16 protein-coding genes are annotated in these 19,322 nt (G+C 72.4%); 9 read left to right on the top strand and 7 right to left on the bottom strand.

All coding sequences use genetic code 11. The features are described 5' to 3' along the window. Window positions 1-262: 262 nt before the first annotated feature. Entirely contained in the window at window positions 263-883 is a 621-nt protein-coding gene (locus tag ACFV4F_RS00260) for a LysE family translocator (protein WP_380499835.1), read from the top strand. A 24-nt stretch (window positions 884-907) separates the two neighbouring features. Here the strand turns inward: ACFV4F_RS00260 and ACFV4F_RS00255 are convergent, their stop codons facing one another. After that, the gene (locus ACFV4F_RS00255) at window positions 908-1,201 is read right to left on the bottom strand and encodes a hypothetical protein (RefSeq protein WP_380437841.1); all 294 of its coding nucleotides are present in this window, start codon (window positions 1,199-1,201) and stop codon (window positions 908-910) included. A gap of 161 nt (window positions 1,202-1,362) precedes the next feature. On the opposite strand from ACFV4F_RS00255, the gene ACFV4F_RS00250 reads away from it, so the two are divergent. Further along, window positions 1,363-1,656, top strand: coding sequence for a hypothetical protein (locus ACFV4F_RS00250; protein WP_380437843.1), 294 nt, complete (start codon window positions 1,363-1,365; stop codon window positions 1,654-1,656). Between the two features lie 54 nt (window positions 1,657-1,710). On the opposite strand, the gene ACFV4F_RS00245 is transcribed toward ACFV4F_RS00250, so the two are convergent. The 5 genes from ACFV4F_RS00245 to ACFV4F_RS00225 all read right to left on the bottom strand — a co-directional run bounded on the left by ACFV4F_RS00245 (window position 1,711) and on the right by ACFV4F_RS00225 (window position 8,550). Further along, a complete protein-coding gene (locus tag ACFV4F_RS00245) occupies window positions 1,711-2,892 on the bottom strand; it encodes an XdhC family protein (protein WP_380499834.1) in 1,182 nt (393 codons plus the stop codon). A 123-nt stretch (window positions 2,893-3,015) separates the two neighbouring features. Continuing rightward, complete coding sequence (locus ACFV4F_RS00240) at window positions 3,016-4,497, bottom strand: NCS2 family permease (RefSeq protein WP_380437847.1); 1,482 nt, start codon at window positions 4,495-4,497, stop codon at window positions 3,016-3,018. Between the two features lie 317 nt (window positions 4,498-4,814). After that, window positions 4,815-7,181 (bottom strand): xanthine dehydrogenase subunit D, encoded by a 2,367-nt coding sequence (pucD, locus tag ACFV4F_RS00235; protein WP_380499833.1) that lies wholly within the window; start codon window positions 7,179-7,181, stop codon window positions 4,815-4,817. Then, entirely contained in the window at window positions 7,178-7,666 is a 489-nt protein-coding gene (locus ACFV4F_RS00230; protein WP_380437851.1) for a (2Fe-2S)-binding protein, read from the bottom strand. The genes pucD and ACFV4F_RS00230 overlap by 4 nt, the downstream gene beginning before the upstream one ends. Continuing rightward, window positions 7,663-8,550, bottom strand: coding sequence for an FAD binding domain-containing protein (locus ACFV4F_RS00225; RefSeq protein ID WP_380499831.1), 888 nt, complete (start codon window positions 8,548-8,550; stop codon window positions 7,663-7,665). Before ACFV4F_RS00225 ends, ACFV4F_RS00230 begins: the two co-directional genes overlap by 4 nt. Window positions 8,551-8,975: 425 nt before the next feature. On the opposite strand from ACFV4F_RS00225, the gene ACFV4F_RS00220 reads away from it, so the two are divergent. Next, window positions 8,976-10,574, top strand: a complete 1,599-nt coding sequence (locus ACFV4F_RS00220) for a PucR family transcriptional regulator (protein ID WP_380437855.1) — start codon at window positions 8,976-8,978, stop codon at window positions 10,572-10,574. Window positions 10,575-10,645: 71 nt separating this feature from the next. Here ACFV4F_RS00220 and ACFV4F_RS00215 read toward each other — a convergent pair whose 3' ends face one another. After that, complete coding sequence (locus ACFV4F_RS00215) at window positions 10,646-11,773, bottom strand: alpha/beta hydrolase (RefSeq protein WP_380437857.1); 1,128 nt, start codon at window positions 11,771-11,773, stop codon at window positions 10,646-10,648. A gap of 310 nt (window positions 11,774-12,083) precedes the next feature. Here ACFV4F_RS00215 and ACFV4F_RS00210 point away from each other — a divergent pair, with 310 nt between their 5' ends. The 6 genes from ACFV4F_RS00210 to ACFV4F_RS00185 all read left to right on the top strand — a co-directional run bounded on the left by ACFV4F_RS00210 (window position 12,084) and on the right by ACFV4F_RS00185 (window position 19,200). Then, the gene (locus ACFV4F_RS00210; RefSeq protein ID WP_380437859.1) at window positions 12,084-13,112 is read left to right on the top strand and encodes a substrate-binding domain-containing protein; all 1,029 of its coding nucleotides are present in this window, start codon (window positions 12,084-12,086) and stop codon (window positions 13,110-13,112) included. Further along, window positions 13,109-14,188 carry an ABC transporter permease gene (locus ACFV4F_RS00205; RefSeq protein WP_380499830.1) on the top strand — a complete coding sequence of 360 codons (1,080 nt, stop codon included), beginning with the start codon at window positions 13,109-13,111 and terminating at the stop codon, window positions 14,186-14,188. The genes ACFV4F_RS00210 and ACFV4F_RS00205 overlap by 4 nt, the downstream gene beginning before the upstream one ends. Continuing rightward, entirely contained in the window at window positions 14,185-15,129 is a 945-nt protein-coding gene (locus ACFV4F_RS00200; RefSeq protein ID WP_380499829.1) for an ATP-binding cassette domain-containing protein, read from the top strand. The genes ACFV4F_RS00205 and ACFV4F_RS00200 overlap by 4 nt, the downstream gene beginning before the upstream one ends. Then, window positions 15,126-16,232, top strand: coding sequence for an ROK family glucokinase (locus ACFV4F_RS00195; RefSeq protein WP_380437863.1), 1,107 nt, complete (start codon window positions 15,126-15,128; stop codon window positions 16,230-16,232). The genes ACFV4F_RS00200 and ACFV4F_RS00195 overlap by 4 nt, the downstream gene beginning before the upstream one ends. 261 nt (window positions 16,233-16,493) lie before the next feature. Further along, window positions 16,494-18,281, top strand: a complete 1,788-nt coding sequence (gene ggt, locus ACFV4F_RS00190) for a gamma-glutamyltransferase (RefSeq protein WP_380499828.1) — start codon at window positions 16,494-16,496, stop codon at window positions 18,279-18,281. 115 nt (window positions 18,282-18,396) lie between these two features. Beyond that, window positions 18,397-19,200, top strand: a complete 804-nt coding sequence (locus ACFV4F_RS00185; RefSeq protein WP_380499827.1) for an exodeoxyribonuclease III — start codon at window positions 18,397-18,399, stop codon at window positions 19,198-19,200. Window positions 19,201-19,322 lie beyond the last annotated feature (122 nt).

Here is a 19,322-nt window from a genome sequence, read left to right as displayed (position 1 = left end):
ACGGAGGGTTTACGTCCTGCTCGATTCCCGTGTCCGTTCGCGCTCTTGCCTGGCGCGCGCATACGCCACGGCTTTGTCGGCCCAGACGTCGTCTGTAGTCGCAGTCCCGACCGGGCGATGGACGGCAGTGAAGAAGGGTTCGTCCCAGGTGCGCTGCGACCGGGCGGCGAGGTCGGCGGTGCCGGCGGCGGTGTGCTGGTCTGCCATGTGTGCAGGGGGTACCCGCGCAAGCCGTCGTGGTTCGTCCGTACCATGGCGGCCCATGGAGATGACGACTGCCCTGTGGTCCTTCGCCCTCGTCGTGGGGTTGTTGACGCTCACGCCCGGACTGGACACCGCGCTCGTGCTGCGGACGTCCGCGCTGGCGGGGCGGCGGCAGGCGTGGGGGGTCGTGCTCGGGATCCAGACGGGGACGCTGGTCTGGGGGACGCTCACGTCGGCCGGGGTCACGGCGCTGCTGACCGCCTCGCAGGTGGCGTACGAGGTGCTGCGCTGGGGCGGGGCCGCGTACCTGGTGTGGATGGGCGTCGGGATGCTGCGCAGCCGCGGGGTGCAGGCCGCGGAGGAGGAGGCGCCGGTGCGGGGCGGGTTCCGGTACGGGTGGCGGCGGGGTGCGCTGACCAACCTGCTGAACCCGAAGGTCGGGGTCTTCTACGTCGCCGTGCTGCCGCAGTTCATCCCGTCGGGGGCGCCGCACTTCGCCGCCGGGGTGGCTCTGACCTGCGTCCACGTCGTGGAGGGCGGGCTGTGGTCGGCGGTCCTGGTGGGCTTCGCGCAGGTGGTGCGCGGCTGGCTGCGCCGTCCGTCGGCGCGCCGGCTGATGGACCGGGTGACGGGCACGGTGGTGGTGGGGTTCGGGCTGAAGCTCGCGCTGTCCGACTGAGCGGACCGGAGGCACCGCCGACGGTTAACGCCCCAGCCGCGACAGCCCCTCGCGCAGGTCGTCGGGGTTCATGCAGATGTGGGTCTGCACGGTCGCGTTGAACTCCAGCCAGAACGGTTCGCAGATGGACGGCAGGGCGGCCTCGTCCGGGACGTCGACCACGATGATCTGGGCGCGGTGGCCGTTGCGGTTGAAGAAGTAGGCCGCTTCGGGCTTGAGGGCGGCCATGATCCGTTCGAACCTCTCGCCGACCGTGCCGTCGGCGATCAGCTTGTTCGTGGTCGCGGTGTCGATTTCGATGTCCAGCAGGACGCGCATGGCAGGTGCTCCTTGCCCGGGCTCGGGGTGAGTCCGCAACTCCAGCCTCGCGCCGGCCACCAGGGGCCGCAACGTCACCCGCGTGGCGGCCGGTGGGTGGCCGCGGCGGGCGTGGCGGGCTGCACTGGTTGGGCCACTGCCCAGCCGAGAAGGAGCCCGCTATGGCGATCGTTGTGACCTTCGACATCCCCGGTGTGACCCAGGCCCAGTACGACGGGGTGATCAAGGCCCTGACCGGCAGCACCACCGGCTTCAACCTGCCGTCCGACCTGCCCGTCGCGGGCATCGTGTCGCACGTGGCCGGTCCGACGGCGACCGGCTGGCACGTCACCGACGTGTGGGAGAGCCGCGAGGCGTTCGACCGCTTCGCCGAGGTGCTGCGGCCGATCCTCCAGGACGTCGGCATCCCGGCCGATCCGCCGCAGGTCTTCGAGGCCTACCGCGTCGTGCGCTGAGCCGGTCCGTCAGCCGGCGCCCGTCGGCGTCGGCCGGCGAGCCGCCCTCGCCCGTCAGGCGGCGTGCGTGCGCGGTGCCTGGCTGTCCGCGGGTTCCGCCGCCACGTCGTGGTGGATCGGCCCGCTGCCGGCGCTGAGCGGGAGGCAGCTGCCGCCGCGCCGGTGGGCGATGATCTCGGCGGCGACCGAGACGGCGGTCTCCTCGGGGGTGCGGGCGCCGAGGTCGAGGCCGATGGGGGAGCGCAGCCGGGCGATCTCGGCGTCGGTGAGGCCGACCTCGCGCAGCCGGGCGTTGCGGTCGCGGTGGGTGCGGCGGGAGCCCATCGCGCCGACGTAGCCGACGGGCAGCCGCAGGGCGCGCTCCAGCAGGGGGATGTCGAACTTGGCGTCGTGGGTGAGGACGCAGAGCACGGTGCGCCCGTCGATCCGGTCGAGCTGGGAGTCGAGGTAGCGGTGGGGCCAGTCGACGACGACCTCGTCGGCGTCGGGGAAGCGCCGGGCGGTGGCGAAGACGGGCCGGGCGTCGCAGACGGTGACGTGGTAGCCGAGGAAGCGGCCGATCCGCACGACGGCGGCGGCGAAGTCGATGGCGCCGAAGACGATCATCCGCGGCGCGGGCACGTAGGACTCGACGAAGCAGGTCACGGTGCCCTGGTCGTGCTCGTCGCAGGGGCGGCCGTCGAGGCCGAGGACGATCCGGCCGGTGCGTCCGGCGTCGAGCATGGCGCGGGCCTCGGCGACGATGGCCCGCTGGAGCCCGCCGACCGTCGAGGGGGCCGGGGACAGCGCCCCGGTCGCGCCGTCGGCGGTGACGGCGAGCGTCGCGCCGACGAGTCCGCCGGGTCCGGCGATGATCCGGGCGAGCGCGACGGGCGTGCCGGCGGCGATGTGGGCGATGCCGGCGTCGAGGCCGGGGTCGGTCCCGGGCACGACCGGCTGGACGAACACGTCGAGGATCCCGCCGCAGGTCAGGCCGACGGCGAAGGCGTCCTCGTCGCTGTAGCCGAAGCGTTCGAGGACGGGTTCGCCGCTCGCGATGGCGCTCTGGCACAGCTCGTACACGGCGCCCTCGACGCAGCCGCCGGAGACGCTGCCGATCGCCTCGCCGTCCGCGTCGACGGCGAGGGCGGCGCCGGGGTCGCGGGGCGCGCTGCCGGAGACGCCGACGACGGTGGCCACGGCGAAGGAGCGCCCGGACGCGTGCCAGGCCTGCAGCTGGTCGGCGATGTCCTGCATGTCGGGAGGCTCCTTACACGTTTCGACAGTAGCGGGGGCGCCGCCGTACGGGAAACGATCCCGTACGGCGGCGTTGGTGTGCGAGCGGTCACCGTGCCGCAGTTGGCCGCCCGCGCGCCGCGGCTAGTGCACGCCCAGCCAGGACTTGATCGGCGAGAGCGCGAAGTACACGACGAACACGCCGGTGAGGATCCACATCAGGACGCCGGGCTCGCGCCACTTGCCCTGGCCGGCCTTGATGACCGTGTACGAGATGACACCGGCGGCCACACCCGCGGTGATGCTGTAGGTGAACGGCATCAGGACGCAGGTGAGGAAGGCCGGGATGGCGACCTCGCGGTCGGACCAGTCGATGTGCCGGGCCTGGCTGAGCATCATCGAGCCGATGACGACGAGCGCGGCGGAGGCGACCTCGACCGGGACGATGCCGGCCAGCGGGGAGAAGAACAGCATCAGGGCGAACAGGCCGCCGGTGACGGTGGAGGCGAGTCCGGTGCGGGCGCCGTCGCCGACGCCGGTGGCGGACTCGACGAAGACCGTCTGGCCGGAGGCGCCGGCCAGGCCGCCGACCGCGCCGCCGGCGCCGTCGATGAACAGGGCCTTGGACAGGCCCGGCATGCGGCCCTGCTTGTCGGCCAGGCCCGCTTCGGTGCCGACGCCGATGATGGTGGCCATCGCGTCGAAGAAGCCGGCGAGCACGAGGGTGAAGACCGCGACGGAGGCGCTGATCGCCCCCATGCCCTTGCCGCCGAAGGCGCCGAAGAGGTCGACGTGGCCGAAGAGGCTGAAGTCGGGTGCGGCGACCGGGCTGCCGGGCCACACCGGGACGGAGTTCGCCCAGGCCTTGGCCGGCACGTGGGCCAGCTTGTTGACGACGATGGCGACCACGGTGCCGCCGGCGATGCCGATCAGGATCGCGCCGCGCACGTTGCGCGCCATCAGCACGAAGATCGTCAGCAGGGTGAGGCAGAAGATCAGGACGGGCCAGCCGGAGAGCTCGCCGAAGGGGCCCAGCGACAGCGGGGTGGGGCCGCCGGTGTGCACGAAGCCGGCCTTGTAGAGGCCGATGATGGTGACGAACAGGCCGATGCCGATGGTGATCGCGTGCTTGAGCGGCAGGGGTATGCCGTTCATGATCTTCTCGCGCAGGCCGGAGACGACCAGCAGGACGATCAGCAGGCCGTAGATCACGCACAGGCCCATGGCCTGCGGCCACGTGGTGTGCGGGACGACCAGGGCGGAGACCGCGCCGGAGACGGAGAGGCCGGCGGCGAGGGCCAGCGGCACGTTGCCGACCACGCCCATGAGGATCGTGGTGACGGCGGCCGCGAGGGCCGTCGCGGTGGTCAGCGCCGCGTGGTCGAGCTTCACGCCGGTGACGTCCGCGCCGCTCAGGATGAGCGGGTTGAGCAGGATGATGTACGCCATCGCCATGAAGGTGGTGAGACCACCGCGTAGTTCGTTGGCGAGCGTCGATCCCCGGGCCGAGATCTTGAAGTACGCGTCGAGCGCGCTGTTCGGCCGTGCTGCCGGGACCGACGTGGGGGTGTCGTCCTCGGCGGGTCTGTCTTCGGTGGTGCCGGGTTCCGTGGGGATCCGGGTCATGTCCACTCCCAAGGTTCAAAGGGGGTTGGGGTGGGCGAGCCGACCTGACTGCCAGGCAACGAATCCGGCGCAGGGGGACTAATCGACTCACTGGGCGCACTCTGTGGCTGTGCCGGCGGTGCGTAGGTGGTGCGCACCGCTGCAGAACCCCGGCGTGGGAGAGGCAGCGGGACAGTGCGTTCGCGTATCGGCTTGTGGTGCATGGGAGTCGCCTCAACTGCGAGGTGGGGGTTGGTGCTGGTGGTGCCGGGTGGTGCTGCCCCGGGGCGGCGGGGAAGACGGTCGCCGCCCCGGGGACGTCCGGTGAACGGCCGGGGTCAGCCGGGCTGTTCGGTGGTCAGGTGCTCGGGGCGGACCGGGATCCGCTTGAGCGCGAGGCCGGTGGCGTTGCGGATGGCCGCCACGATCGACGGGGTGGCCGAGACGGTCGGGGCCTCGCCGACGCCGCGCAGCCCGTAGGGGGCGTTGGGGTCGGGCAGTTCGAGGATCTCGACCGGGATCGGCGGGGTGTCGAGGATGGTGGGGATCAGGTAGTCCGTGAAGGAGGCGTTGCGCACCTTCCCGTCCCGGACGATGATCTCCTCCATGACGGCGAGGCCGAGCGCCTGGGTGCAGCCGCCCTGGATCTGGCCGACCACGGAGAGCGGGTTGAGCGCCTTGCCGACGTCCTGGACGGCGGTCAGCTCGACCACCTTGACCAGGCCGAGCTCGACGTCGACGTCGACGACCGCGCGGTTGGCGCAGAAGGTGTACTGGACGTGGCCGAAGCCCTGTCCGGTCTCCTTGTCGAACGCCTGGGTCGGGCGGTGGTGGTGCTCGCGGGTGAGGTCGATGGCCTCGTCGCCGAGCAGGTCGACCATGGAGACCAGCGGGCCCGCGCCCTCGGAGACGACCTTGCCGCCGACGAGGGTGATGTCGTCGTGCAGCCAGCCGTAGCGGCGGCGGCCCTTGTCGATCAGCGCGCGCTTGACCGCCTCGGCGGCGAGCTTGACGGCGCCGCCGGTCATGTAGGTCTGGCGCGACGCGGAGGTCGAACCGGCCGACCCCACCTCGGTGTTGGCCGGGTGGATGGTGACGAGCTCGACGCCGAGCTCGGTGCGGGCGATCTGGGCGTGCACGGTGACGCCGCCCTGGCCGACCTCCGCCATCGCGGTGTGCACCATGGCGACCGGCTCGCCGCCGATCACCTCCAGGCGCACCCGGGCGGTGGAGTAGTCGTCGAAGCCCTCGGAGAAGCCGACGTTCTTGATGCCGACGGAGTAGCCGACGCCGCGCACGATGCCCTCGCCGTGCGAGGTGTTGGACAGCGCGCCGGGCAGCTGGCGCACGTCCAGGTGGGCGGTGTCCAGCGGCGGGGGCAGCGGCATGTCCTTGACCCGCTGGAGCAGGTCGGCCACCGGGGCCGGCGAGTCGATCTGCTGGCCGGTGGGCATGAAGTCGCCCTCGGCCATGGCGTTGAGCTGGCGGAACTCGACCGGGTCCATGCCCAGTTCGGCGGCGATCCGGTCCATCTGCGTCTCGTAGCCGAACGCGGCCTGCACCGCGCCGAAGCCGCGCATCGCCCCGCAGGACGGGTTGTTGCTGTAGAGCGCGATGGCGTGCATCTTGACGTTCGGGATCACGTACGGGCCGTGGCCGAGCGAGGCCGCGTTGCCGACGACGGCGGGGGAGGCGGAGGCGTAGGCGCCGCCGTCCAGCACGATCCGGCAGTCGGCGAAGACGAGCTTGCCGTCGCGGGTGACACCGTGCTCGTAGTGCATCTTCGCCGGGTGGCGGTGCACGTGGCCGTAGAAGGACTCGTCGCGAGCGTAGACGATCTTGACGGGCTTGCCGGTGTGCTGCGCCAGCAGGCACGCGTGGATCTGCATCGAGATGTCCTCGCGGCCGCCGAAGGCGCCGCCGACACCGGCGAGGGTGAGCCGGACCTTCTCCTCGGGCAGGTCCAGCACCGGGGCCATCTGCTCGCGGTCGACGTGCAGCCACTGGGTGGCGATGTACAGGTCGATGCCGCCGTCCTCGGCGGGCACGGCGAGGCCGGACTCCGGGCCGAGGAAGGCCTGGTCCTGCATGCCGACCTCGTAGTCGCCGCTGACGATGACGTCCGCGAGCGCGCGGACCTCGTCGGTGACGCCGAGGCCGGAGACCAGCTTCTGCTCGTGGCAGATGTTGCCGTAGCCGTGCGACTTGAACTCGTGCGGCTCGTGCACGTAGCCGTGGGTCTCCGGGTCCAGGCACTGCTCCTCGGTGACGATCGGGGTGAGCACCTCGTACTCGACCTTGATCTTCTTCACCGCGCGGCGGGCCGTCTCCGGGTGGTCGGCCGCGACCAGCGCGATCGCCTCGCCGTGGTAGCGGACCTTGTCGATCGCGAGGGCCGGCTGGTCCTGGATCTCCAGGCCGTAGAACTTCGAGCCCGGGATGTCCTGGTGGGTGAGGACGGCGTACACGCCGGGCACCTTGAGCGCCTCGGAGATGTCGACGCTGAGGATGTTGGCCCGGGGGTGCGGCGAGCGCAGCGCCATACCCCACAGCATGTCCTCGTGCCACATGTCGGACGAGTAGGCGAACTCGCCCTTGACCTTCAGGTTGCCGTCCGGGCGCAGCGGCGAGCCGCCGATGCCGTCCTTGGACGCCTGGTCGATGTTCTGGAGGTTCTTCTGCCCCTGGATCGTGCGCGTGCTCATTCCGCAGTCCCCTTACCGGCGCACTTGCGGGCGGAGGCGAGCCGCACCGCGTCCATGATCTTCTCGTAGCCGGTGCAACGGCACAGGTTGCCCGACAGCGCCTCGCGGATGTCGTTGTCGCTGGGCTGCTCGTCGCGCTCCAGCAGGGCGTCGGTCTGCACCAGCAGGCCGGGGGTGCAGAAGCCGCACTGGACGGCGCCGGCGTCGATGAACGCCTGCTGGACGAGGCCGAGCTCGCCGTTCTCGTCGGCCAGGCCCTCGACCGTGCGGACCTCGCGGTCCTGCACCTGGCCGGCCGCGACCAGGCAGGAGCAGACCGGCACGCCGTCGAGGTAGACGGTGCAGGAGCCGCACTCGCCCTGCTCGCAGGCGTTCTTGGAGCCGGGCAGGCCGACCCGCTCGCGCAGCACGTACAGGAGGCTCTCGCCCTCCCACACGTCGTCGGCCTCGACCGGCTTGCCGTTGGCGGTGAAAGTGACCCTCATGCCGCGCTCCTGATCTGCTTGCTGTAGTCGTTCCAACACCAGGTGAGGGTGCGGCGGGCCATCACGGCCAGGGAGTGGCGCCGGTACTCGGCGGTGCCCCGGACGTCGTCGATGGGGGAGGCCGCGGCCTTCACCAGCTCGCCGAAGCGCTGGATCACCTCGGTGCCCAGCAGGCCGCCGGACTCCCAGAGGCCGCGCTCGGCGAGGACGCCCTGGAGGTACTCCTCGGCCTCGACGGCGCGGCGCGGAGTGGGGGCGGCCGAGCCGATGCCGGTGCCGACGGTGCCGGTCCTGGGGTGCAGGGCGAAGCCGAAGGCGCACACCGCGATGACCATCGCGTTGCGGGTGCCGATCTTCGAGAACTGCTGGGGGCCGTCGGCGACCGGGATGTGCACGGCCCGGATCAGCTCGTCGGCCGCCAGGCTGTTGCGCTTCACGCCGACGTAGAACTCGTCGATCGGGATCATCCGGGTGCCGCGCACGGAGGCCGCTTCGACGAACACGTCCCGCCCGGCCGCCAGCAGCGCGGGGTGCGCGTCACCGGCCGGGGAGGCGCCGCCGAGGTTGCCCCCGACACCGCCCCGGTTGCGGATCTGCGGCGAGCCGACGGTGTGGGCCGCCAGCGCGAGGCCGGGCAGCGGACCGGACAGCTCGTCGATGATCCGGGCGTAGGGGACCGAGGCGCCGAGCCGCACGACGTTGCCGTCGTTGGACCATTCGGTGAGCTCGGTGATGCGGTTCAGGTCGAGAATCGCGGATGGCCGGTGCACGTCGAAGTTCATCTCGACCATGACGTCCGTACCGCCCGAGATGGGCAGCGCGGTCGGGTACTCAGCCTTCGCCGCGAGTGCCTCGTCCCAGGTAGCGGGCCGAAGGAACTCCATGCGGGTGTCTCCTCAAGTCGTCGCCGGCCGGACGGGTGGGCTGGGTGCCCGGAACCCGGTGTTCGGGACCTGCCCACCGTGTCGTCGCCTCGGCGTCGGATCCCGGTCACCGGGCTGTGTCCGGCGGCGTGTGGCCAGTGAACCGCTGTGACGGGGCCCACTGGCAGTCACCGATGGCATGAAGCCCCGGCTGTGGTCCCGCCCGGCATCCTGTACGTTCCTCTAAGGAGGACAACGTCGCAGTCCAGCTAATCACCAGGCGCTACCTACGACCGTAATCCGGCCGTGATTCGGGAGCTACGGGCCCGTGACCCGCCGTCCCGGACGGACGTAACGCCAAGCACGGATGTTCGGGCACACTGTCACCCCCGGCAGCGCGTTCGGGCCCCTCACCCCCACCGATCCAGCCCGTTAGGAGTCTGCGGATGCGTGTCCGTGACCTGCTCGCCCCCGGCGCCCCGCGACTGCGCCTGCTCGCGGCCGAGGACGAGCTGGACCGGCAGGTCAGCGGTGTCATGACCACGGACCTGCACGACCCCGGGCGCTACCTGCACGGCGGCGAGCTGGTGCTCACCGGCATGCTCTGGCGCACCGGCCCGGCCGACTCGGAGCGCTTCGTGCGCACCATCGCGGCCGGCGGGGCCGTCGCCCTCGCGGCCGGCGAGGCCGAGGTCGGCCCGGTGCCCGAGGACCTCGTCGACGCCTGTCGCCGGCACCGGATGCCCCTGCTCGCCGTCCCCGACGACATCGCCTTCGGAACGGTCACCGAGTTCGTCGGCCGGCAGGTCTCCGCCGACCGCGCCGCCGACCTCGCCGCCCTCGTCGACCGCCACCGGCTGCTCGTCTCGGCGGCCGGCGGCGGCGGCCTGGACGCCGTCCTGGACCTGCTCGGCGGCGACCTCGACCTCGACTGCTGGGTGCTCACCCCGACCGGCGCCGTGATCGCCGGGCCCGCCGACCGGCTGTCCGCCGAGGACCGCGACCAGCTGGTGCGCGCCCACCTCGCCGCCCAGCGCCAGCGCCGCCGCCCCCCGCACCGGGCCCGCCTCGCCACCGGCGCGTACTCGCTGCTGCCCGCCCCGGCCACCGCCGACGCCGAGCACGAGGCGCCGCTCGCCGACTGGGTGCTCGCCGTGGCCGGCGACGTCACCGAATGGACCACCAAGCGCCAGCAGCTCGCCGAGAACCTCGCCCGCCTCGTCGCCGCCGAGCGCCAGCGCCGCGACGAGGGCCGCCGGCTGCGCCGCCGCCTGGCCGACGAACTGCTCGACCGGCTGCGCCGCGACGCCGACCCGGCCGAGATCAGCCGCACCCTGTACGCCTCCTCGGCGATGGCCGCCCGGTACGAGAACGCCGAGCCCAAGCCGCAGGCCCCGGAGGGCTCCTGGCTGGTGCTCAGCGCCGACGGCACCGGCCTGCCCGAGGGCATGGTGCGGGCCGTCCTGGAGGAGGCGCTCGGCGGCACCACCGACCGCGCGCTGGTCGCCGGGGCCGGCACCGGCGCGGTCGTCGTGATGCCCGTGCTGGAGGCCGCCGTGCCCGCCGACACGCTGCGCGAACTGCTCGCCCCGCTGGAGGCCGGCCTCGGCTCCGAGGGCCGCATCACCCTCGGCGTCTCCGCCCCCGCCTCCGAGGCCGGCGGCCTGCGCGGCGCCCTGGAGGAGGCCCGGCACGCCCGCCGGATCGCCGCCGCCCGGGTCGGCCGGGTGTGCGTGGCCGGCCCCGAGGAGCTCGCCTCGCACGTGCTCCTGCTGGCCGCCGTCCCCGACGAGGTGCGCCGCGCGTTCCGCAGCCGCCTGCTGGACAAGGTGATCGGCTACGACATCGAGCACCAGGCGGACCTCGTGCGCACCCTGGAGGCGTTCCTGCGCTCGGACGGCTCCTGGACGCGCTGCGCCGGGCAGCTGCACGTCCACGTCAACACGCTGCGCTACCGGATCGGCCGCATCGAGGAGCTGACGGGCCGGGACCTCTCGCGCCTGGAGGACCGGGTGGACTTCTACCTGGCCCTCGAACTGGCCTGACACCCGGACGACATGACGAAGGGGCCCGCCGCGTACGTTCGCGGTGGGCCCCTTCGTCGTTCGGGTGATCGTTACTGCGCGGGGATGATCCCGGTCAGCCACTCGAAGACGTTCGGCACCATGCGCTTCCACAGGTCGGTGGTGTGCGGGCCGGTGGTCTCCTGCACCTGGATGGTGGTGGGGGCCTTGGCCGCGGCGGCCAGCGCCTGGGCGTCCTCGAAGCCGTCGCCCTTGGCGCCGCTGATGAAGAGCGAGACCTTCGGCGGGGTCTGGGCGGTCTTCAGGATGTTGACCGGGTTGTTGGCCTCGCGCAGCTGCGGGTTCTTGCCGACCAGCGAGTCCGACTCCTGGGCCGGGTCGTTGTAGCCGGAGAGGCTGATGCCGGCCCGGTAGCGGTTCGGGTGCGCGAGCGAGAGCTTGGCGGCGCAGTGCGCGCCGGCCGAGTAGCCGGCGATCGCCCAGCGATCGGGGGAGGGGTCGGCCCGGAAGTTGTCCATGATCATCTGCGGCACGTCCCGGGTGACCCACGCGTCGGCGTTGACCTTGCCGGGGATGTCGGTGCAGCCGGCGTCCTGGTGGTTGCCGAGGAGCAGGGTGCGCGGCGAGACCAGGATGAACGGGGCGACCTTGCCCTGCTGCATGAGCGGCTTGAGCTGCTCGGACACCTTGAGGGTGCCGTACCAGGTGGAGGACGAGCCCGGGTAGCCCGGGATCAGCTCGACGACCGGGAACTTCTTGTCCTTGTAGGCCGGGTCGTCGTACTGCGGCGGCGTCCAGACCAGCACCTCGCCGTCGACGCCGGACACCTGGCCCTTGAGCTCGGTCTTCTTGACGTCGCCGGGCACCGCCGGGTCGTTCACGCCGCCGAACTGCTGGAGCACCTTCGCCGGGGGCTTGGCGTCCCCGCCCGACTTGGCCGCGCCGGCCGCGTCGTCCTTCGGCACGGCGGGCACCGCGCGGACGTGGTCGCCGGTGCCGAGCAGGTCGTCCCAGCTGCCGTAGATCAGGTTCGCGTTGTTCACCATCACGAAGACCGTCAGCACGGCCGTGATCTGGCAGAACACGATCATGACCAGCCGCGAGAGCACCTTGACCGGTTCGGGTCCGCGCACCTTGCCCCAGAAGAACAGCGCGACCGCGATCGACACCGGCACGAGGACGACCGTGAGGATGAAGAAGGGCGTACCTGTCAGTTGCATCAGTTCTCGTTATCCGGATCGCAAGCCGCTCGGGCCCCACTCGCCCGCGCGCACTCCAATGGCAAGGGACGGCGTTGAACCCGGGATCGGTTGCCGTCCGAATCTGTGCGGAACCTGAGAGGAACATCACGTTTCTGTGATGTTCCGCTTTCGGATCGGCGTCTAGTCTGCCACCCGGACGGCCGTCCGCCGGACGAGGTGTCCAGCCGACGCTCAGGAAGGTGCCCCGAGGCACCTTACCGTCCGCCCCGCCCCGGCCGCCGGGCGAGGCGGTGCGAGCCCGTACCGCGGTTACGGAGAGAATCGTGGGATGAGCACAACCCGCTTTCGCCCGTCCCGCCGGTTCCGGCCCGTCCTCGCCGTCCTCGCGGTCGCGGTCGCCGTGGCCGGCTGCAGCAGTACCGGAGGCAGACGCGCCGAGGAGGCCCGCGCCAAGGCCGCGGCCGCCGGCGGCAGCGCCGTCACCACCCCGCGGTGGAAGGTCGCCATGGTGACCCACGCCGGGCCCGGCGACGCCTTCTGGGACAGCGTGCGCAAGGGCGCCGAGCAGGCCGCCGCCAAGGACAACATCACTTTCCTGTACTCCAACGACGCGCAGACCCAGAACCAGGTCCAGCTCGTCCAGGCCGCCATCGACCAGAAGGTCGACGGCCTGCTCGTCACCCTCGCCAAGGGCGACGCCATGGCCGCCGTCCTCGCCAAGGCCAAGGCCGCCGGCATCCCGGTGATCACGATCAACTCCGGCCAGGAGTACTCCGCGAAGTTCGGCGCGCTCACCCACATCGGCCAGGACGAGACGACGGCCGGCCAGGCCGCCGGCGCCGAGCTCGCCTCCCGCGGCCGCAAGTCCGTCCTGTGCGTCATCCACGAGCAGGGCAACGTCGGCCAGGAGCAGCGCTGCTCCGGCGCCCAGTCCGGCTCCGCGCTGCCCGGCGCCTCCTTCCAGGTGCTCTACGTCGACGGCGTCAACATGCCCGACGCCCGGGCCGCGATCTCCGCCAAGCTCCAGGCCGACCCGGCCATCGACACCGTGCTCACCCTCTCCGGTCCGATGGCCGCCACCGGCCTCCAGGCCGTCCAGGACGCCCGCCGCCAGGTCGAGCTCGACACCTTCGACCTCGGCACCCAGGTCGTCGCCGGGCTGAAGTCCGGCAGCGTCGGCTTCGCCGTCGACCAGCAGCCCTACCTCCAGGGCTACGAGGGCGTCGACCTGCTGTGGCTGTACAAGTCCAACCTGGACATGCTCGGCGGCGGCAAGCCGGTCGCGACCGGCCCGCAGATCCTCACGAAGAACGACGCGGACGCGCTCGCCGAGTACGTCGCGAGGGGGACCCGTTGAGCAGCCCGTCCGGCCCTCCGTCCGGCCCTCCGTCGAGCTTCTCGCCGAGTGCGGCGGACTTCCTCGTCCAGGACCGTCCGGCGGCCCTGCGGCGCCTCCTGGCGCGCCCCGAGCTCGGGGCGCTGATCGCCGCCGGCGCCGTCTTCCTGGTCTTCGCGGCCGCCGCCGAACCCTTTCTGCGGGTCGCCTCGCTGGGCACCGTGCTCTACGCCGCGTCCACCATCGGGATCATGGCGGTGCCGGTCTCCCTGCTGATGATCGGCGGCGAGTTCGACCTGTCGGCCGGCGTGCTGGTCACCACCGCCGCGCTGACCTCGTCGATGGTCTCCTACCAGTTCACCGCCGTCACCTGGGTCGGCGTCGTCGTCTCGCTCGCCGCCGCGCTCGCGGTCGGCTGGTTCAACGGCTGGATGCTCGGGCGCACCAAGCTGCCCAGCTTCATCGTCACGCTCGGCACCTTCCTGATGCTGACCGGCGCCAACCTCGGTGTCACCAAGCTCGTCTCCGGCACCGTGTCGACCAAGCCGATCTCCGACATGCAGGGCTTCGCCTCCTGCCGCTGGCTGTTCGCCTCCGAGGTCACCGTCGGCGGGCTGACGGTCAAGGCCACCGTGTGGTGGTGGCTCGGCATGCTCGCCGTCGGCAGCTGGGTGCTGCTGCGCACCCGCTTCGGCAACTGGATCTTCGCCGTCGGCGGCGACGCGGCCGCGGCCCGAGCGGTCGGCGTGCCCGTCGCCCGGACGAAGACCGTGCTCTACCTCGGCGTCGGCTTCGGCGCCTGGGTGCTCGGCCAGCACCTGCTGTTCTCCTTCGACACCGTCCAGTCCGGCGAGGGCGTCGGCAACGAGCTGATCTACATCGTCGCGGCCGTCATCGGCGGCTGTCTGATCACCGGCGGCTACGGCTCGGTGGCCGGCTCCGCGCTCGGCGCGCTGATCTTCGGCATGGCCAGCAAGGGGATCGTGTACGCGCAGTGGAACCCGGACTGGTTCAAGTTCTTCCTGGGCGCGATGCTGTTGCTCGCCGCCCTGCTGAACGCGTTCGTCAAGCGCCGGGCCGAGCGGGGGCCGCGATGACTGCCGGGATTCCTTCCGAGGGCGAACTGCTCGCGCTCGACGGCGTGGGCAAGAGCTACGGCACCGTCCGGGCGCTGCAGGACGTCTCGCTGACCCTGCGGGCCGGCGAGATCAGCTGCGTGCTCGGCGACAACGGCGCGGGCAAGTCCACCCTGATCAAGATCATCGCGGGGCTGCACCGGCACGACGAGGGCGTCTACACCGTCGGCGGCGAGGAGGTCCGGTTCGACTCCCCGCGCCAGGCCCTCGACCGCGGCATCGCCACCGTCTACCAGGACCTGGCCGTCGTCCCCCTGATGCCCGTGTGGCGCAACTTCTTTCTCGGCTCCGAGCGCGGCCTGCGCCGCTGGGGCGGCCTGCGCCTCGACGCCGACGGCATGCGCGCCACCACCCGCGAGGCGCTCGCCCGGATGGGCATCGACCTGCACGACGTCGACCGCCCGATCGGCACCCTGTCCGGCGGCCAGCGCCAGTGCGTGGCCATCGCCCGCGCCGTCCACTTCGGCGCCAAGGTGCTCATCCTGGACGAGCCCACCGCCGCCCTGGGCGTCAAGCAGTCGGGCGTCGTGCTCAAGTACGTCACCGCGGCGCGCGACGCCGGGCTCGGGGTCGTCCTGATCACGCACAACCCGCACCACGCGTACCTGGTCGGCGACCACTTCACCCTGCTCAAGCGAGGCCGGATGGCCGGCAGCCACCCGCGCGACGCGATCGGGCTCGAACAGCTCACCACCGAGATGGCCGGGGGCTCCGACCTCGCCGAGCTCTCCCACGAGCTGGCGCGGCCGAACGCGGGCGGCGGCCCGCGCGGCGCGTCCGGCCCTGACGACACCCGTACCGACATCACCGGTTCCGACACCACCGGTTCCGACGCCCCCCGTTCCGAGACCACCCGTTCCGACACCCGTTCCGACACCCGTGAGGAGCGTCCGAAGCCGTGAACAGCCCCCAAGGCAGCACCCGGCCGGCCGTCCTGCCCACCCTGCTCGGCCTCGGCCCGCGCGCCGAACGCCGCCGCCGCGCCCTGCCCGCCGGGATACTGCGGCTGCCCACCATCGGCATCGACATCGGCGGCACCAAGGTCGTCGCGGGCGTCGTGGACGGCGAGGGCAAGGTGCTGGAGAAGCTGCGCACCGACACCCCGCACAAGAGCAAGAGCCCCAAGGTCGTCGAGGACGTGATCGTCGAACTGGTGCTGGAGCTCGCCGACCGGCACGACGTCCACGCCGTCGGCATCGGCGCGGCCGGCTGGGTGGACGCCGACCGCTCCAAGGTGCTCTTCGCCCCCCACCTCAACTGGCGCAACGAGCCGCTCCAGCAGGCGCTCAGCGAGCGGCTGCGGTTCCCGGTGATCGTCGAGAACGATGCCAACGCGGCGGCCTGGGCCGAGTGGCGCTTCGGTGCCGGGCGCGGCGAGGACCACATGGTGATGCTCACGCTGGGCACCGGCATCGGCGGGGCCGTCGTGCGCGACGGCTACGTCGACCGCGGCAAGTACGGGCTCGCGGGCGAGTTCGGGCACATGCAGGTGGTGCCCGGCGGCCACCGCTGCCCGTGCGGCAACCGGGGCTGCTGGGAGCAGTACTCCTCCGGCAACGCGCTGGTGCGCGACGCGCGCGAGCTGATCGCCGAGGAGTCGCCGGTGGTGCAGCCGCTGCTGGCCCTCGCGGGCGGGACCGTCGAGGGCATCACCGGCCCGCTGGTCACCGAGGCCGCGCAGGCCGGCGACCCGACGGCGACCGAGTTGCTCTACGAGGTCGGCACCTGGCTGGGCGTCGGCATCGCCAACCTGGCCGCGGCCCTCGACCCGGGCCGGTTCGTCATCGGCGGCGGCGTCTCCGAGGCGGGCGACCTCCTGCTCGGCCCCGCCCGGGACACCTTCCGGCGCACCCTCACCGGCCGGGGCTTCCGCCCCGAGGCCGTCATCGTCCACGCGGCCCTCGGCAACGAGGCGGGCCTGGTCGGCGCCGCCGACCTCGCCCGCCAGGTCGCCCGCCGCTTCCGCACGATCAAGCGCCGCCGGGTCGAGCGCAGCGCGCTGTAGGGCGGGCGGGGGGGGCGGCGAACAACTTTCAGCGAACAGATAACAGATGACAGATTTCGTTTTCTGTTATCTGTTCGCTGTTGGTTGTCGGCCGTCCCCCCGCCCGCGGGTTCCCGAAGGGTCAGCCCTCGGCCTTCCAGCGGTCCCGGTCGTCAGAGGCCGGGGTCGGGGCCGGTCACCGCACTTCGCCGCCGCCGTGTGGTTGTCGGGATCACACCTCCTGTGAAACAACGGAGTTGACGCCGACTCAGGAGGAATGGGATGAGGGCTCTGACCCGGCTCGCGCCACCGTTGTTGCTCGCGAGTGCTCTGGTGTGGTCCGCCGCCGGGCCGGCCGGGGCGGTGGCGCCGCCGGCCCACGTGCCGGAGGCGGTCGGGTGGGGCGGGGCCGTGTCCACGGTGTCCGCGGAGGCCACCGCCGCCGGGATCGAGGTGCTGCGCAAGGGCGGGAACGCGGTGGACGCGGCCGTCGCCGCCGCCGCGGCCCTCGGCGTCACCGAGCCGTACTCGTCGGGGATCGGCGGCGGCGGGTACTTCGTCTACTACGACCACGCCACCGGCCGCGTGCACACCATCGACGGCCGCGAGACCGCCGGCCGCACCGCCGACACCGGGCTCTTCCTGGAGGGCGGAAAGCCGCTCGCCTTCCCCGACGCCGTCACCAGCGGCCTGTCGGTCGGCGTCCCCGGCACCGCGGCCACCTGGGACGACGCGCTACGGCAGTGGGGCTCGCGCTCGCTCGCCGAGAACCTGCGGCCCGCCGAGCGGATCGCCGACGACGGCTTCGTCGTCAACGCCACCTTCCGCGGCATGACCGAGGACAACTACAGCCGCTTCAAGGACTTCCCGGCGACGGCCGGGCTGTTCCTGCCCGGCGGCAAGCTCCCCGAGGTCGGCTCCGTCCTGCGCAACCCCGATCTCGCCGCCACCTACCGGCAGTTGGGCAAGGACGGCACCAAGGCGTTCTACCAGGGCGACATCGGCCGGGACGTCGTCAACACCCTCCAGCACCCGCCGGTCGACCCCGCCTCCGGGCGCAACGCCCGACCCGGCAAGGTCGACGCCGCCGACCTCGCCTCCTACGCGGTCCGCCGCCAGGCCCCGACACACGTCGCCTACCGGGACTACGACGTCTACTCGATCGCCCCGTCCAGCTCCGGCGGCACCACCGTCGGCGAGGCCCTCGGCATCCTGGAGAACGGCGACGTCTCCGGCTACAGCGGCACGCAGTACTACCACCACTTCCTGGAGGCCTCCCGGATCGCCTTCGCCGACCGCAACCGCTGGCTCGGCGACCCGCGCTTCTCGGAGGTGCCGACGAAGGAACTGCTCTCGCCCGACTACGCCGCCTCCCGGGCCTGCCTGATCAGTCCGGACAAGGCCCTGACCAGCCCGCTCGCCCCCGGTGACCCGTACGACCCGGCCGATTGCGCGGACGGCGGCCAGGCCGCCCCCGAGCCGTACGAGGGCCAGAACACCACGCACCTCACCGTGGCCGACCGCTGGGGCAACGTCGTCGCGTACACCCTGTCCATCGAGCAGACCGGCGGCAGCGGCATCACCGTCCCCGGCCGCGGCTTCCTGCTCAACAACGAGCTGACCGACTTCGACTTCGCCCCGCTCGCGGCCGGCGTGCCCGACCCCAACCTGCCCGGGCCCGGCAAGCGGCCGCGCTCGTCGATGTCGCCGACCGTCGTGCTGCGCGACGGCGAGCCGCTGCTCGCCACCGGCAGCCCCGGCGGCGCGACCATCATCACCACCACCCTCCAGGTGCTCCTCGGCCGCCTCGACCGCGGCCTGAGCCTGGAGCAGGCCATCGCCGCGCCGCGCGCCAGCCAGCGCAACACCGCCACCACCCAGGCCGAGCCGGGCTTCCTCGCGCTGCCCGAGCGGTCCGGGCTGGAGGCGCTCGGGCAGCGCTTCAGCCCGGTGGACGAGATCGGGGCCGCGACCGGCGTCGAGCGGCTGCCGGACGGCCGCTGGGTGGCCGCGGCCGAACCCGTGCGGCGCGGCGGCGGCGCGGCCGCCGTGGTCCGGCCCGCGGGCTGAGATGCGGACCGGAGCCTGCCGGGATTGTCGGTAGCGGGCGGTATGTTCGGGGTGGGCGCTCCCAGCGGGCGCCCGCCCCGTCCGCCGTCCGTACGACCCGGGAAGGCCGCCCGCCGTGACCGTCCGCATCGCCACCTGGAACATCAACTCCGTCACCGCGCGGCTGCCCAAGCTCCTGGAGTGGCTGGAGAGCGCCAAGCCCGACGTGCTCTGCCTCCAGGAGCTCAAGTGCGCGGCCGACGCCTTCCCCTACGAGGACGTCCGCGCGCTCGGCTACGAGACGGCCGCCCACGGCAACGGCCGGTGGAACGGCGTCGCGATCGTCTCCCGGCTCGGCCTCGACGACGTCGTGCGCGACCTGCCCGGCCAGCCCGGCTACCTCGCCGACGACGCCCTGCTGCCCGACGTCGAGCCCCGCGCCATCGCCGCCACCTGCGGCCCCGTCCGGGTCTGGTCCGTCTACGTGCCCAACGGCCGCGAGGTCGACCACGCCCACTACCGCTACAAGCTGGAGTGGCTGGAGGCCCTGCGCAAGGCCTCCGCCGACGACGCGGCCGGGCCGCGCCCCTTCGCCGTCCTCGGGGACTTCAACATCGCCCCCACCGACGACGACGTCTTCGACGTGGCCGCCTTCGAGGGCCTCACCCACGTCACCCCGGCCGAGCGGGCCGCGCTGGAGGCCCTCGGCGAGGTCGGCCTGCACGACGTCGTGCCCCGCCCGCTCAAGTACGACCACCCCTACACCTACTGGGACTACCGCCAGCTGGCGTTCCCGAAGAACCGGGGCATGCGCATCGACCTCACCTACGCCAACGGGCCCTTCGCCGACGCCGTCACCGACAGTTACGTCGACCGCGAGGCGCGCAAGGGCAAGGGCACCTCGGACCACGCCCCGGTGGTCGTCGACCTGGATCTCTGAGTCACGCACAGCTACCGCGTCACGTACAGCTGCCGTGTCACGCACAGCTACCGCCCGTAACCCGAACGGTCCTGCGCGGTGGCCGGGCGCCGAAGGGGTGCCTACCGTCGGTGAGTGACTGG

The sequence above is a fragment of the Kitasatospora sp. NPDC059722 genome (genome assembly GCF_042733235.1).
Classification (GTDB): domain Bacteria; phylum Actinomycetota; class Actinomycetes; order Streptomycetales; family Streptomycetaceae; genus Kitasatospora.
This window is presented reverse-complemented; position numbering and strand designations above follow the sequence as displayed.